Here is a 13,125-nt window from a genome sequence, read left to right as displayed (position 1 = left end):
GAACCGGGTCGGCAGGTGTGTCGCGTGGGCGAGGCGGACGAGGTTTGCCGACGACATCAACGGATGTTCGCCACCCTGGTGACCGGCCCGGATACAGTTTGCCTGGAATTGACCGCAGACGTTTCGAGCATTTCTTGCGTACATGCCAGTGAGCAGACGGAGGACGCGCGAATGACCACCCCACAGGAGAAGGCGGCAGCGGCACGCAAGGCGGCCGAAGACGCGGCACGGGTCGCCGCCGAGGCGATGGCAGCCGCGGAGGCCGCCGAGCAGGAAGCCGCGGCGGCGAGCACGGAATCCGCCTCGAAGCCACCGTCATCCGGCGAGCCGAGCGCATCCGGCGCCGCCGCGGCGATCGCCGAGGGCTACGCCTTCAGCGGACCTGCGTTGGAACTCGGCACGGTGATGGTCGACGGCGTCGCCGATCCTGGTGCGCGCGTGCGTATTCCGCTGCGGATGATGAACCGGCACGGCCTCGTCGCGGGTGCGACCGGCACCGGCAAGACCAAGACCCTGCAGGGCATCGCCGAACATCTGTCCCGCGCGGGTGTTCCCGTGGTGATGGCCGACGTCAAGGGCGATCTGTCGGGCCTGAGCGAGCCCGGCGCCGACACCGAGAAGATCCGGGCGCGCGCGGCCGAGACCGGCGCGACCGACTGGGCTCCTAGTACGTTCCCCACCGAGTTCGTCTCGCTCGGGACCGGGGGCATCGGGGTGCCGATCCGGGCGACGATCACCTCCTTCGGCCCGATCCTGCTCAGCAAGGTGCTCGGCCTCAACGACACTCAGGAATCCACACTGGGCCTGATCTTCCACTGGGCCGATCAGCGCGGCCTGGCCCTGCTGGATCTGAAGGACCTGCGCGCGGTCATCACCCACCTGACCAGCCCCGAAGGCAAGGAAGACCTCAAGGGCATCGGTGGCGTGTCCTCGCAGACGGCCGGGGTGATCCTGCGGTCGCTGGTGAATCTGGAAGCCGAAGGAGGCGATACCTTCTTCGGCGAACCCGAACTCGACCCGGCCGATCTGCTGCGCACCGCGGGCGGGCTCGGCGTGATCACGCTGTTCGAGCTCGGTCAGCAGGCGGCGCGACCCGCGCTGTTCTCGACGTTCTTGATGTGGGTGCTGGCCGATCTGTTCCAGACGCTGCCCGAGGTGGGTGACGTCGACAAGCCGAAGCTCGTGTTCATCTTCGACGAGGCGCATCTGCTGTTCGCCGAGGCGTCCAAGGCGTTCCTGCAACAGGTCGAGCAGACGGTGAAGCTGATCCGCTCCAAGGGCGTCGGTGTGTTCTTCTGCACCCAGTTGCCCACCGACATCCCCAACCCCGTGCTCTCCCAGCTCGGCGCCCGTGTCCAGCACGCCTTGCGCGCGTTCACCCCCGACGATCAGAAGGCGCTGTCCAAGACGGTGCGCACCTACCCGAAGTCGTCGGTGTACAACCTGGAAGAGGCGCTGACCTCGCTCGGCACCGGCGAGGCGATCGTCACCGTGCTCTCCGAAACCGGTGCGCCCACACCTGTCGCCTGGACCAAGATCGCGCCGCCGCGCTCGCTGATGGACACCGTCGGCGACGAAGCGATCAAGTCCAAGGCGCTGTCGAGTGCGCTGCAGGGCAAGTACGGACAGAGCGTCGACCGGGAATCGGCCTACGAGATGCTGCTGGCCAGCGTGGCGGCCGCGCCGCCCGCACCCGAATCCGCGCCGGCACCGGGGCGTTCGGCGTCCCAGCAAGAAGAGGACTCGGCCGCCGAGCGGATCATGGCCAACCCGGCGGTGAAGAGCTTCCTGCGTTCGGCGGCGAGTGCGGCCGGGCGTGAGATCAGCCGCAGTATTTTCGGCACCCGCCGCAGGTGACAGCGCGGGCTCGGCGGTAACTCAGTCCACGAGCTCGCGCATCAGCAGGTCGGCGGTCGTCTCGCGGCGCAGCAACTGCCTGGTGCGGCCGTCGGCGACGGCGACGAGCGGTGGCCTGCCCACGGTGCTGTAGGTCGTCGCCAGACCGTGGTGGTAGGCGCCGGTGCACGGTAGCGCGAGAACTTCGCCGGGGCGCAGATCGGCCGGTAGCCGCACCTCGGTGGCGATGAGCGCCCCGGACTCGCTGTGTTTGCCCGCGATGGACGCGGTCAGCTGCGGGCCGATCGGATGTCGGTTGACCACCAGCGCGCCACCGGGTCCGCGGCCCTGCCCGCCACAGCCGCCGCCGTCGACGATCACGCGGGTGCCGCCGTCGGCGGTCTCGTTGACGGCGAGCACCCGATACAGGGTGACGCCCGCCCTCGCGACGATCGCGCGCCCGGGTTCCATCGCGAGCACGGGCCGCGGGAAGCGGTGGCGTGCGCACCCGGCGTCCAGCGCGTCGTCGAGGATGTCGGCGAGTTCGCGCAGGTTCAGTTCCGCGTCGCCGCTCCGCAGCGCCACCGCGTGCCCGCCGCCGATGTCGAGATGCGAGAGCAGGAGGCCGTATTCGCGTTCGATCCAGGACATCTCGCCGATCATCCGGCGGATCGCCTCGCCGTAGTGGTCGGGGTTGTGGATCTGCGGGCCGAGGTGGCAGTGCAGGCCGACGAGCTGCAGGTTGCACCGGCCCGCGATTCGGGCGACCGCGGTCTCGAACGACCGACTGCCGAGTGGGAAGCCGAACTGGTCGGCACCGGGAACGTCGATGCCGGTGGCGACGCGGAGCAGCACCTGCTGCGGGTGGGTCGCCACGGCGGTGAGGAGCGTGATCTCGGTGAGCGAGCCGACCACGATCCGGCCGACGCCGCAGCGCACGGCGGTCTTCAGTTCGTCGAGGGTCTTGCCGTTGCCGTGCAACACGATCCGGCGCGGATCGATGCCGGCGGCGAGCGCGATCGACAACTCACCGCTCGACCCGACCTGCACCGACAGACCCTCGTCGGCGACCCAGTGCGCCACCGCGCCGACCATCAACGCGGTGCCCGCGTAGACGATCTCGGCTTCGGGGAAATACTTGCGGTAGGCGCGGCAGCGCTCGCGCACCTCGGCTTCGTCCACCACCTGGACCGGAGTGCCGAACTGGTCGGCGACATCGGCGAGCGCCACCGCGCCGAGGGCGATCCGGCCGTCGTGGTCGTAGTGGGTATCGGTCGGCCAGACCGCGGGATCGAGCCGCGGCACGGTGGTCGCGCGCAACGACGGGAAGATCTCGAGCAACGTCACTGTGGTCTCCTGAGGACGCCCCCGCATTCGGACCGGCGGGGCATACTCCAGGATTACGCCCCGCGCGGGCCGCTGAACTCGGTGTTTACGGGTCCTTGACCACCTGCGAGTCCATCCTGACGGGTTGCTGACACAGGCGAGTCGTCAGGCCGTGCTCAGCTACCCAGCTTCTTGTAGAACGCGCCCGCGATCGGCGCGGTGAACGAGCGGGGGCCGTAGTTGCCCGCGACGCTCATGCCCTTGCTGATCAGGCCGGGGACGATGCGCATCTTGTTGCGGGCCAGCGCGTCGATGGAGACCTTGGCGGTGTACTCGGAGGAGACCCAGAGGAAATCGGGGACCATCTTGTCGACGATCGACTGGTCCTCGGGGGCGGGGGTCTCGGTGCGGACCGGGCCCGGGGCCAGCAGCGTGACGTGCACGCCGGTGCCCTTGAGCTCGCCGCGCAGCGACTCCGAGAAGGTATTCGCGAACGCCTTGGACGCCGCGTAGGTCGCGTTGTTCGGGATCGGCATATTGCCCGCGGCCGAACCGCTGATCAGGATCCCGCCCGCCTTGCGCTCGATCATGCCGGGCAGCACGGCCAGGGACAGGTCGTGCACGGCGGTGGCGTTGAGCTCCATCTGCATGCGCTCGTAGGCGAAGTCGAGTTCGGCGACCGGGCCGAAGGTTGCGATGCCCGCGTTGTTGCAGAGGACGGCGATGTCGCGGACCGCGAGCTCGGTGACGAGGCCGGCCCGCTGGGTGCGATCGGCCAGGTCGACGGCGCGGACCTCGGCGGTGATGCCGTGGGCCAGGGTCAGCCGCTGGGCCAGCTCGGTGAGGATCTCACCGCGGCGCGCGACCAGGATCAGCGAATAGCCGCGCCCGGCCAGTTCGGCGGCCAGCGCCGTGCCGATGCCGGAGGACGCGCCGGTGACGACGGCACGATTGTCTGCAGTGGGGGAGGGCAAGCTCACGAGGGGGAGCTTAAGGGATCGGGTCAGGCCGCGCGGTGCCCGCGTCGACGGGTGGCAGAGCGGGAACTCGGGCACCCGGCGATAGCATGAGTGGCAATATGGCAACTGACTCGAGCCCGCAGGTGTTCGGCATGGGTGACGACCCGCTGGCCGAGCCGACGTGGCCCGCGCTCACCGAGGACGAGATCGCTCGCGCGATCGCCGCGACCTGGGACGGATCGGCGCTCGCGGAGATCGAATGGCGTGGTGCGCGACCGCTGTCGTCCACGGTGGGGGTGCGCTCGGCCGACGGGGCGCGGTTCGTCGTGAAGCGGATGCCGGTGCGATTGCGCGACGAGGCGGCGCTGGGCGAGGAACATCGGTTCACGGCGCATCTGCGTGACCGGGGGATTCCGGTACCCGAAGTGCTTGCCGCCGTAGGTGACTGGGCGCAGCTCTCGCACGCTGACAATCATCCTGCGCCGGAGTTCGTGTACGAGGTGCATCGCGCGGGGGCGGGGGAGGATCGGTATCGTGCGGACTTCTCGTGGTCGCCCTATCGCGACGTCGACGATGCGGTGGGCGCGGGAGTGATGCTGGGCCGGTTGCACCAGGCCGCAACGGGTTTCGACGCTCCAGCCCGACCCGCCCGACCATTGCTGGCGAGCATGCACGGTGACGTGGTGAGCGCGTTCGAGTGGCATATCGCCCGCCGACCGGCCGTCGCTCGGTTTCTAGGGGAAAGGGACTGGCGCGCTGAGGTTCCCCAGTTCCGGGCCGAGCTCGCCGATGTCGAACCGCTGTGGACGCATGGGGATTGGCACGGAACCAACCTGCTGTGGGAAAACCACGAGGTGACCTCGGTGATCGATTTCGGGCTGGCGGATCGGACGACGGCCGTCTTCGACCTCGCCACCGCCATCGAACGCAGCGCGGTCGACTGGGTTTCGCTGCGCGAGGGCGGACCCGCGCACGTCCGCGCGGACCAGATCGCCGCGCTGATCCAGGGATATCGATCGGTACGGCCCTTGACTGCCGCCGAACAGAACCTGCTTCCGGACCTGCTCCCGCTGGTCCACATCGGCTACGAACTCTCCGAAATCGACTACTTCCTCACCGTTGCCCACGACCCGCGCAACGCCGAAATCGCCTATCACGACTGGCTTCTCGGACATCTTCGCTGGTACGAAGCAGACGAAGGCCGCGAACTACGCGATGCGATACGCGACCTCTCCCTGCGCTGACCGCACTCCCGGCCCCGTACGACCCGACCTCGAGGAGGGTCCGCCGCGCAGCGGCGTAGCGGCCCGGCCGCGAGTTAGCCGCCGTTGCGTCCGCGGCGCAGCCGCCAGCAACGGTGGCTGACTCGCGGCCCTCAGGGGCCGCGCTCGAGCGCGCCAGCGCTCCAAATTTACAAGCGTGCGGCCAGGCGGGTGCCTTGGTCGATCGCGCGCTTGGCGTCGAGCTCGGCGGCCAGGTCGGCGCCGCCGATGAGGTGCAGGTCGACGCCCGCTGCCCGCAGGGGCTCTTCGAGTTCGCGGACGGATTCCTGTCCGGCACAGACGATCACGTTGTCGACCTCGATCACGCGGGGGTTCTCGTGCTTCTCACCGAAGCTGATGTGCAGGCCCGCGTCGTCGATGCGGTCGTAGTTCACGCCGCCGACGTGCTCGACGCCTTTCGCCTTGAGAGCCGCGCGGTGTACCCACCCGGAGGTCTTGCCGAGGTCCTTGCCGAATGGGGTCGACTTACGTTGCAGCAGAACCACATCGCGCGCCGCGGGGGAGGGATTGGGCTTGCGGAGCTGTCCGGGAACCTGCTCGTTCTCGGAATCGACGCCCCATTCCTCTTTCCACTCGTCGAGCTTGAGCGTGGGATGCCCTTCGACCGTGAGGTATTCGCTCACGTCGTAGCCGATACCGCCCGCGCCGATCACCGCGACCTTCTTGCCGACCGGCTTCTCCTCCTTCACCAGTTCGGCGTAGGACAGCACCATCGGGTGGTCGATACCGGGGATGTTGGGGATGCGCGGGCGCACGCCGGTGGCCAGGATCACCGAGTCGTACTTGCCCGCGATCAATTCCTCGGCGCTGACCCGCTTTTCGAGATGCAGGGTGACGCCGGTGAGGTCGATCTTGCGGCGGAAGTAGCGGATCGACTCGTCGAACTCCTCCTTGCCGGGGATGCGGCGGGCGATGTCGAACTGGCCGCCGATCTTGTCGTCGGACTCGAACAGGTCGACGTGGTGGCCACGTTCGGCCAGACTCACCGCCGCCGACAGACCGGCCGGACCCGCGCCGACGACAGCGACCCGCTTGGCCCGGCGAGTCGGCAGCAGGTTGAGGGTGGTCTCGCTACCCGCACGCGGGTTGACCAGGCACGACACCTTCTTGTTGCCGAAGGCGTGGTCGAGGCAGGCCTGGTTGCAGGCGATGCAGGTGTTGATCTCGTCGGCCCGATCCTGCTCGGCCTTGTTGGCCCATTCGGCGTCGGCCAGCAGCGGGCGGGCCATGGAGATCAGCGCCGCGTCGCCGCGGGTGAGGATCTCCTCGGCGATCTCGGGCATATTGATCCGGTTCGAGGCGCAGACCGGGATGTTCACCTTGCGCGCGATCTTCGCGGTGAACTCCACGAACGCCGCGCGCGGCACCGAGGTGACGATGGTGGGCACCCGCGCCTCGTGCCAGCCGATGTCGGTGTTGAGGATATCGACGCCGACAGCCTCCAATTCCTGTGCCAGAGCGACGATCTCGTCGAAGGTCTGCCCCTTCTCGACGAGTTCGGCCATCGACAACCGGAACACGATGATGAAATCGGGACCCACCTCGGCCCGGATGCGCCGGGCGATCTCGACGGGCAGCCGACGCCGGTTCTCCGGTGAGCCGCCCCACTTGTCGGTGCGCTTGTTCACCCGCGGCGCCAGGAACTGGTTGAGGAAGTAGCCCTCACCGCCCATGATCTCGCAGCCGTCGTACCCGGCGAACTTGGCCAGGCCCGCGCAGCGCGCGTAGTCGTCGATGGTGCGTTCGACACCCTTCGACGACAGCGCCCGGGGCTTGAACGGGTTGATCGCGGACTTGATCGCCGACGCCGAAACGCTGGTCGGCATGTAGGAGTAACGCCCCGCGTGCAGGATCTGGATGGCGATCTTGCCGCCCTCGGCGTGCACCGCCTTGGTGATCGTGCGATGCCGGTACGCCTCGGTCTTGTTGGTGAGTTTGCCGCCGAGCGGCAGCAGCCACCCGGTGCGGTTGGGGGCGTAGCCGCCGGTGATGATCAGGCCGACGCCGCCGCGGGCGCGTTCGGCGAAGTAGGCGGCGAGCTTGTTGGTGTCCCAGGCGCGGTCTTCCAGACCGGTGTGCATGGAGCCCATGACTACGCGGTTGCGCAGCGTGGTGTGGCCGAGATCGAGTGGCTCGAACAGATGGGGATAGGCAGTCATGGGCGGTCGTCACCTTTTCGCGGTCGCAGGGCCTGCAGTACTTCGTCGCACCATTCGAGGTAGCCGGACTCCGCGCGGATGCCCGCGCGAAGCACCAGATACTGGTGCAGAGCGGTGCCGGAGAGCTGGTCCGGCACCGGGAAGAATTTCTTTTCGCTGAGGCGGTACTCGTCGAGGCGCTGGGCGTGCTGGCCGCGATGGCGCTCCACCTCGGCGCAGATGGCATCGATGTCGCCGTACGCGGCCGCGCGGATCTTCACGCCGAGTTCGTCGCGAGCGGGGGTGGCGTCGGTGGGCTCGGCGAGCCAGCGGGCTATCTCGGCCTGACCGGCCGGAGCCACCGAGTACACCTTCTTGTCGGGTTTTCCCTGCTGGTTCACCGATTCGACGGTGACCCAGCCGGAGGACTCCATCCGCTTGAGAACCCGGTAGATCTGCTGGTGGGTGGCACTCCAGAAGTAGCCGATCGACTTGTCGAATCGGCGTGCGAGCTCATACCCCGAGCCGGCCCGCTCGGTGAGCGAAACCAGTAGCGCATGCTCCAGTGCCATGGGACGAGAGTATCCGGAACGCTGGGTACTATGCAACCAGGTTCATATGAGTTGACGGCGCCGATGCGGTAGACGGCGTGGGGCGGTTACCGCATCGGCGGAATCACGGGTGCACGCGTTATAGGCGGCGTGGATGTTCGTTCGCCGATAGTCTTCGGCCTATGACCGAGGTGAACGCGGCCGAGACCGTCGGCGAGGCGGCCGGACGCGGGCAGGTACTGGCGTGGGGGCTGTGGGACTGGGGGTCGTCGGCGTTCCAGGCCGTGACGCTGACCTTCGTGTTCTCGGTGTATCTCACCGACAAGGTGGGCAAGGATCTGCCGGGTACGACACCGGCGAGTGCGTGGCTTGGCTGGGCGCTGGCGGGGGCCGGGTTGGTCGTCGCGCTGACGGCACCGGTCTGCGGGCAGTACTTCGACGCGGTCGGCTCGCGTAAACGGGCCTTGGCGACCTTGACGGCGCTGACGGTCGGCGCGATGTCGCTGATGTTCTTCGTCCGCGACGACTACAACGATCTCTGGCTCGGTCTGGCGCTGCTCGCGTTCGCCTCGGCCACCTTCGAGCTCGCCGGCGTGCCCTACAACGCGATGATGCGGCAGGTGTCGACACCGGCCACGGTCGGCCGGGTCTCCGGATTGGGCTGGGCGATGGGCTATTTCGGCGGCATCGTGCTGCTGCTGATCTGCTACGTGGGATTCCTCGCCGGTGACGGTGACACCCGCGGATTGCTCGCGATGCCCACCGATCAGGGACTCAATGTCCGGCTCGTCATCGTGCTCGCGGCGGTGTGGTTCACCGTGTTCGCGCTGCCGGTGTTGTTCGCGGTGCCCGAGATGCCACGCACCGGCGCCGACCCGGGGGCGGCGAAGGTCGGCTTCCTCGGTTCCTACCGGGTGTTGTGGCGTGACGTGCGGGAACTGTGGGGCCAGGATCGGCACACGGTGTACTTCCTGCTGGCCAGTGCGGTGTTCCGGGACGGGCTGGCGGGCGTGTTCACCTTCGGCGGGGTGCTCGCGGTGACGGTGTACGGGTTCGCCGACGCCGATGTGCTGCTGTTCGGGATCGCCGCGAATGTCGTGGCCGGGCTGGCCGCGGTGGTGGCCGGACGGTTCGACGACCGGATCGGGCCCAAGCGGGTGATCGTGTCGTCGCTGGTCGGGATGCTCGTCTGCGGCGTCGCGCTGCTGCTGGTGTCGGGCTCGACGATGTTCTGGATCTTCGGGCTCTCGCTCACCGTGTTCGTCGGTCCCGCGCAGGCCTCGGCTCGGTCGTTCCTGGCGCGCCTGGCGCCGCCGGGACGGGAGGGTCAGTTGTTCGGCCTGTACACCACGACCGGTCGGGCCGTGTCGTTCCTGGCGCCCGCCCTGTTCGGCGTTTTCGTCTCCGTCTTCCACAGCGACCGCGCCGGAATCGCCGGACTTCTGGTCGTGCTGGCGGTGGGTCTGCTGGTACTGCTCCCGGTACACGCGCCGTCGCGCGCGGTATCCGCCGATATGTGACGTATCACCGGCGGGGACGCCGCCGCGTTGTGTGAACGCCCGTGCTCTGAGTTCAGTCCGCGTTTTTGGGTACCCAGCCCGCGATGCCCAACGCGATCAGGCGCATCTGCATGACGGTGCGCTCCACGATCGCCGATTCCTCACGGGAGGTGGACGCGACGAAAGCGGCAATACCGTCGGTAACAGTGGTAACGAGCAGATCTGCGGCGATCTCCAGCTCGGTGGTGCTCCACGAATCCAGCGCGCGCAGGCGAGAGAGATCGGCGACGATCTCGCGCACGATCAGCTGCATCTCCATCGCGATCGCCTGACGCAGCGGGGCAGGCCCACCGTGACGCTCGCGAATGAGGAAACCGAACAGTGCGCGTTTGACGCGGACCTGCTCGAAGACGAAGCGGACCGTATCGGCCAGATGGGCGTCGGGCTTGCGCCTGACCTCTCGCAATGCCAAACGCAATGCGGTGACACCCTCATCGACGATCGTCGCGCCCAGGTCGTCGAGCGAGGCGAAGTGGCGGTAGAAGGCCGTCGGCACGATGCCGGCCGAACGGGCGATCTCACGCAGGCTCAATGCCGCGAATCCGCGCTCCGAGGCCAAGGCCAAGGTGCCGTCGAGGAGGGCTGCCCGGGTATGCGCTTTGCGCTCGTTGCGGGTTCCTGCCTGCTCAGTCACATCGGTGAGCATACATCCGTTCACCATAGCGGCCTTTGTCATTATGTTGTCCGCCTCACATTATTGCCGGTTGACAGTGGCCCGGGGTCATCGGGCACACTGGTGAGTGTACAGACGTGCACTGAAATTTGGAGCGCACGTCGAAGGACTTCTCAAAGGGGCAACGCGACATGGTGGGACTGATCGACCTGGTGCAGACGTTGACGACGCCGCACCCGCTGGACCGGTACCTGGAACTCGTCAACCCCGGGCTCACCGCCCGGGAGCTGCGCGCCGAAGTCACCCATGTCTCGCACGCGGTGCCGGGCTCGGTGACCCTCACCCTGCGCGCCTCGCGGCAGTGGCGCGGCCATGCCGCCGGTCAATACGTGCAGATCGGCGTCTCGATCAACGGCGTGCGCCACACCCGCTGCTACTCGCCGATCGACCCCGAGAGCCGGGGCGAGCGCTACCTGCAGCTCACCGTCAAGGCGCACCCGGGCGGGCTGGTGTCGAACTACCTGCACGCCAATGCCAAGCCCGGCATGGTCGTCGACCTGGCGCCCGCCTCCGGTGTGTTCCACCTACCGCAGCAGCGGCCCGACAAGGTGCTGCTGGTCAGCGGCGGCAGCGGCATCACGCCGGTACTGTCGATGTTGCGGACCCTCGACGCCGAGGGTTACACCGGGCAGGTCACCTTCCTGCACTACGCCCGTCAGCCCGAGATGGTGCCGCATCGGGCCGAGCTGTCCTCGATCGCGCAGCGTCGCGCCAACTTCCGCATCGAGTACCGCTACCCGGTCGAGCCGGGCACGGTGATCGACGGTGAGACCTCTACCGGCAGTGGTTTCTTCGACTACGAGGAGCTCGAGCGGGTCGCACCCTGGTACGCCGACGCGCAGACCTTCGTGTGCGGGCCGCCGCCGCTGATGCGGGCGGTCAAGACGATATTCGAAGCCGAGGGTCTCGAAGACCGGGTGCTCAGTGAGGAATTCACGCTCACCACGGTCCCGACCGATCCGTCCGAGGCCACCGGCACCGTCACCTTCTCCGGCAGCGACGTCGCCGCCGACAACACCGGAGCAACGCTGCTCGAGCAGGCCGAAGCATCCGGCCTGACCCCCGAATACGGCTGCCGCATGGGGATCTGCTTCTCCTGCACCGCGACCAAGGTCTCCGGCTGCACCCGCAACGTCCGTACCGGCGAGCTCGACGCCGACCCCGACAAGCCCATCCAGATCTGCATCAACGCCCCTGTCGGCGACGTCGACATCGCGCTCTAGACAACCGATACCCAGAACCAACAAGGGGAGATACAGCCATGACGATCCTCACCGAAGGCAAAGACGGTCCGGTCATCCTGAGCCCGGATCAGGTCGAAGAGCTCGGCGCCGCGCTCGACGCGCTGCGCGCCCGCGTCGTCGACGACCTCGGCGAACGCGACCGTGACTACATCTACAACATCATCAAGACCCAGCGTGGCTTCGAGATCGCCGGCCGCGGTCTGATGTACCTGGGCTTCCTGCCGCCGTTCTGGCTGGCCGGCGTCGCCGCGCTCGGTGTGTCGAAGATCCTCGACAACATGGAGATCGGCCACAACGTCATGCACGGCCAGTACGACTGGATGCGTGAGCGCGGCATCAACTCCCGCGAATTCGACTGGGACACGGTCTGCCCCGCTGACCAGTGGAAGCACTCGCACAACTACATGCACCACACCTACACCAATATCGTCGACATGGACCGCGACATCGGTTACGGCGTCCTGCGCATCGACGAGGCGCAGAAGTGGAACCCGTACTACCTGGGCAACCCGCTCTACGCCTTCCTGCTGATGACGTTCTTCGAGTGGGGCGTGATGCTGCACGACCTCGAGGCCGACAACATCATCAAGGGCAAGCGCAAGTGGTCCGACATCAAGCCGCTGCTCAAGGGACAGGGTAAGAAGGCCGGCAAGCAGGTCCTCAAGGACTACGTGATGTTCCCGGCGCTGACCGGCCCGCTGTTCGTCTCCACCCTGGCGGGCAACGTGGCGGCCAACCTGGTGCGCAACGTGTGGACCTACTCGATCATCTTCTGCGGTCACTTCCCCTCGGGCGTGCAGACGTTCTCCAAGGAGGAGACCGAGGTCGAGACCCGCGGTGAGTGGTACGTGCGCCAGATGCTCGGTTCGGCCAACATCACCGGCTCGCGGCTGTTCCACATCATGTCGGGCAACCTCTCGCACCAGATCGAGCATCACCTGTTCCCTGATATCCCGGCCAACCGGTACCCGGAAATCGCGCCCGAGGTGAAGGCGCTGGCCGAGAAGTACGGCCTGCCTTACAACACCGGTCGTTTCTCCAAGCAGATCGGCTCGGTCTGGGGCAAGATCTTCAAGCTCGCGCTGCCCGATCGTTTGACGAAGAGTGACCCCAAGCCCGGTGTTATCGTTATGCGAAATCAGCCGGAAACCTCCACTGTGAGCGGGTAAATGGTCGGGAAATTCGAAAGCAACAAGGATCTGGTCCAGGACTTGACGGCTTCCGGTGCGCAGCGGGTCGGCAAAATCGCCTCGCTGATCACCGGGACCGTCGCCGAGGTCGCTCGTGAGATCGGTGAGTTCGTCACCGATGTGATCGAGATGCGCGAAGCCGCGGCGGCCGCTCGTCGAGATGCCGAGCGGGATGCGGCTTTCGTCGAGACCGAGACCGAGTTCGTCGACCTCGACGCTCCGGTAGCGGACGACTTCGGCGCGCGGGCCTCGTTCACGGAGTCGGTCGGGGACGACAAAGCCCCGGCTGACGACGACAAAGCCCCGGCTACAGGCGACAAGGCCCCGGCTACGGACAAGGCCCCGGTTACGGGCGAGCAGGCCTGA

The 13,125-nt window shown here is 67.4% G+C and carries 11 protein-coding genes; 6 read left to right on the top strand and 5 right to left on the bottom strand.

Features of this window, described 5'->3' with window-relative positions; genetic code table 11:
* Positions 1-171 precede the first annotated feature (171 nt).
* Complete coding sequence (locus tag ASD42_RS27015) at positions 172-1,857, top strand: helicase HerA-like domain-containing protein (protein WP_056821587.1); 1,686 nt, start codon at positions 172-174, stop codon at positions 1,855-1,857.
* A 21-nt stretch (positions 1,858-1,878) separates the two neighbouring features.
* On the opposite strand, the gene ASD42_RS27010 is transcribed toward ASD42_RS27015, so the two are convergent.
* Positions 1,879-3,183: a diaminopimelate decarboxylase family protein gene (locus tag ASD42_RS27010; protein WP_056821585.1), complete on the bottom strand. Its 1,305-nt coding sequence runs from the start codon at positions 3,181-3,183 to the stop codon at positions 1,879-1,881.
* Between the two features lie 155 nt (positions 3,184-3,338).
* Entirely contained in the window at positions 3,339-4,142 is an 804-nt protein-coding gene (cmrA, locus tag ASD42_RS27005) for a mycolate reductase (protein ID WP_056821584.1), read from the bottom strand.
* A 98-nt stretch (positions 4,143-4,240) separates the two neighbouring features.
* On the opposite strand from cmrA, the gene ASD42_RS27000 reads away from it, so the two are divergent.
* Positions 4,241-5,365 (top strand): phosphotransferase enzyme family protein, encoded by a 1,125-nt coding sequence (locus tag ASD42_RS27000; RefSeq protein WP_162256238.1) that lies wholly within the window; start codon positions 4,241-4,243, stop codon positions 5,363-5,365.
* A gap of 167 nt (positions 5,366-5,532) precedes the next feature.
* Here the strand turns inward: ASD42_RS27000 and ASD42_RS26995 are convergent, their stop codons facing one another.
* Both ASD42_RS26995 and ASD42_RS26990 read right to left on the bottom strand, forming a co-directional pair.
* Positions 5,533-7,563: an NADPH-dependent 2,4-dienoyl-CoA reductase gene (locus ASD42_RS26995; protein ID WP_056821581.1), complete on the bottom strand. Its 2,031-nt coding sequence runs from the start codon at positions 7,561-7,563 to the stop codon at positions 5,533-5,535.
* Positions 7,560-8,114, bottom strand: coding sequence for a PadR family transcriptional regulator (locus tag ASD42_RS26990; RefSeq protein ID WP_056821580.1), 555 nt, complete (start codon positions 8,112-8,114; stop codon positions 7,560-7,562). Before ASD42_RS26990 ends, ASD42_RS26995 begins: the two co-directional genes overlap by 4 nt.
* Positions 8,115-8,275: 161 nt before the next feature.
* Here ASD42_RS26990 and ASD42_RS26985 point away from each other — a divergent pair, with 161 nt between their 5' ends.
* Entirely contained in the window at positions 8,276-9,613 is a 1,338-nt protein-coding gene (locus tag ASD42_RS26985; protein WP_056821579.1) for an MFS transporter, read from the top strand.
* A 52-nt stretch (positions 9,614-9,665) separates the two neighbouring features.
* On the opposite strand, the gene ASD42_RS26980 is transcribed toward ASD42_RS26985, so the two are convergent.
* Positions 9,666-10,313, bottom strand: coding sequence for a TetR family transcriptional regulator (locus ASD42_RS26980; protein WP_056821578.1), 648 nt, complete (start codon positions 10,311-10,313; stop codon positions 9,666-9,668).
* A gap of 143 nt (positions 10,314-10,456) precedes the next feature.
* On the opposite strand from ASD42_RS26980, the gene ASD42_RS26975 reads away from it, so the two are divergent.
* From ASD42_RS26975 to ASD42_RS35470, 3 genes are read left to right on the top strand one after another with little or no spacing between them, the layout of a single operon-like run.
* Positions 10,457-11,548 (top strand): ferredoxin reductase, encoded by a 1,092-nt coding sequence (locus ASD42_RS26975; RefSeq protein ID WP_056821577.1) that lies wholly within the window; start codon positions 10,457-10,459, stop codon positions 11,546-11,548.
* A 38-nt stretch (positions 11,549-11,586) separates the two neighbouring features.
* Positions 11,587-12,738, top strand: a complete 1,152-nt coding sequence (locus ASD42_RS26970) for a fatty acid desaturase family protein (RefSeq protein ID WP_056821575.1) — start codon at positions 11,587-11,589, stop codon at positions 12,736-12,738.
* Positions 12,739-13,125, top strand: coding sequence for a hypothetical protein (locus ASD42_RS35470; RefSeq protein ID WP_056821574.1), 387 nt, complete (start codon positions 12,739-12,741; stop codon positions 13,123-13,125).

Source organism: Nocardia sp. Root136 (assembly GCF_001427185.1).
GTDB classification, from domain to species: Bacteria; Actinomycetota; Actinomycetes; order Mycobacteriales; family Mycobacteriaceae; genus Nocardia; species Nocardia salmonicida.
Note: the sequence above shows the minus strand (reverse complement) of the source record. Positions and strands in the feature narration are given on the sequence as shown.

Excerpts from the sequence above, each read along its gene's own strand:
- ASD42_RS27015 (WP_056821587.1), top strand. The coding sequence starts at position 172 with ATGACCACCCCACAGGAGAAGGCGGCAGCGGCACGCAAGGCGGCCGAA.
- ASD42_RS27000 (WP_162256238.1), top strand. The coding sequence starts at position 4,241 with ATGGCAACTGACTCGAGCCCGCAGGTGTTCGGCATGGGTGACGACCCG.
- ASD42_RS26995 (WP_056821581.1), bottom strand. The coding sequence starts at position 7,563 with ATGACTGCCTATCCCCATCTGTTCGAGCCACTCGATCTCGGCCACACC.
- ASD42_RS26990 (WP_056821580.1), bottom strand. The coding sequence starts at position 8,114 with ATGGCACTGGAGCATGCGCTACTGGTTTCGCTCACCGAGCGGGCCGGC.
- ASD42_RS26985 (WP_056821579.1), top strand. The coding sequence starts at position 8,276 with ATGACCGAGGTGAACGCGGCCGAGACCGTCGGCGAGGCGGCCGGACGC.
- ASD42_RS26980 (WP_056821578.1), bottom strand. The coding sequence starts at position 10,313 with ATGGTGAACGGATGTATGCTCACCGATGTGACTGAGCAGGCAGGAACC.
- ASD42_RS26975 (WP_056821577.1), top strand. The coding sequence starts at position 10,457 with ATGGTGGGACTGATCGACCTGGTGCAGACGTTGACGACGCCGCACCCG.
- ASD42_RS26970 (WP_056821575.1), top strand. The coding sequence starts at position 11,587 with ATGACGATCCTCACCGAAGGCAAAGACGGTCCGGTCATCCTGAGCCCG.
- ASD42_RS35470 (WP_056821574.1), top strand. The coding sequence starts at position 12,739 with ATGGTCGGGAAATTCGAAAGCAACAAGGATCTGGTCCAGGACTTGACG.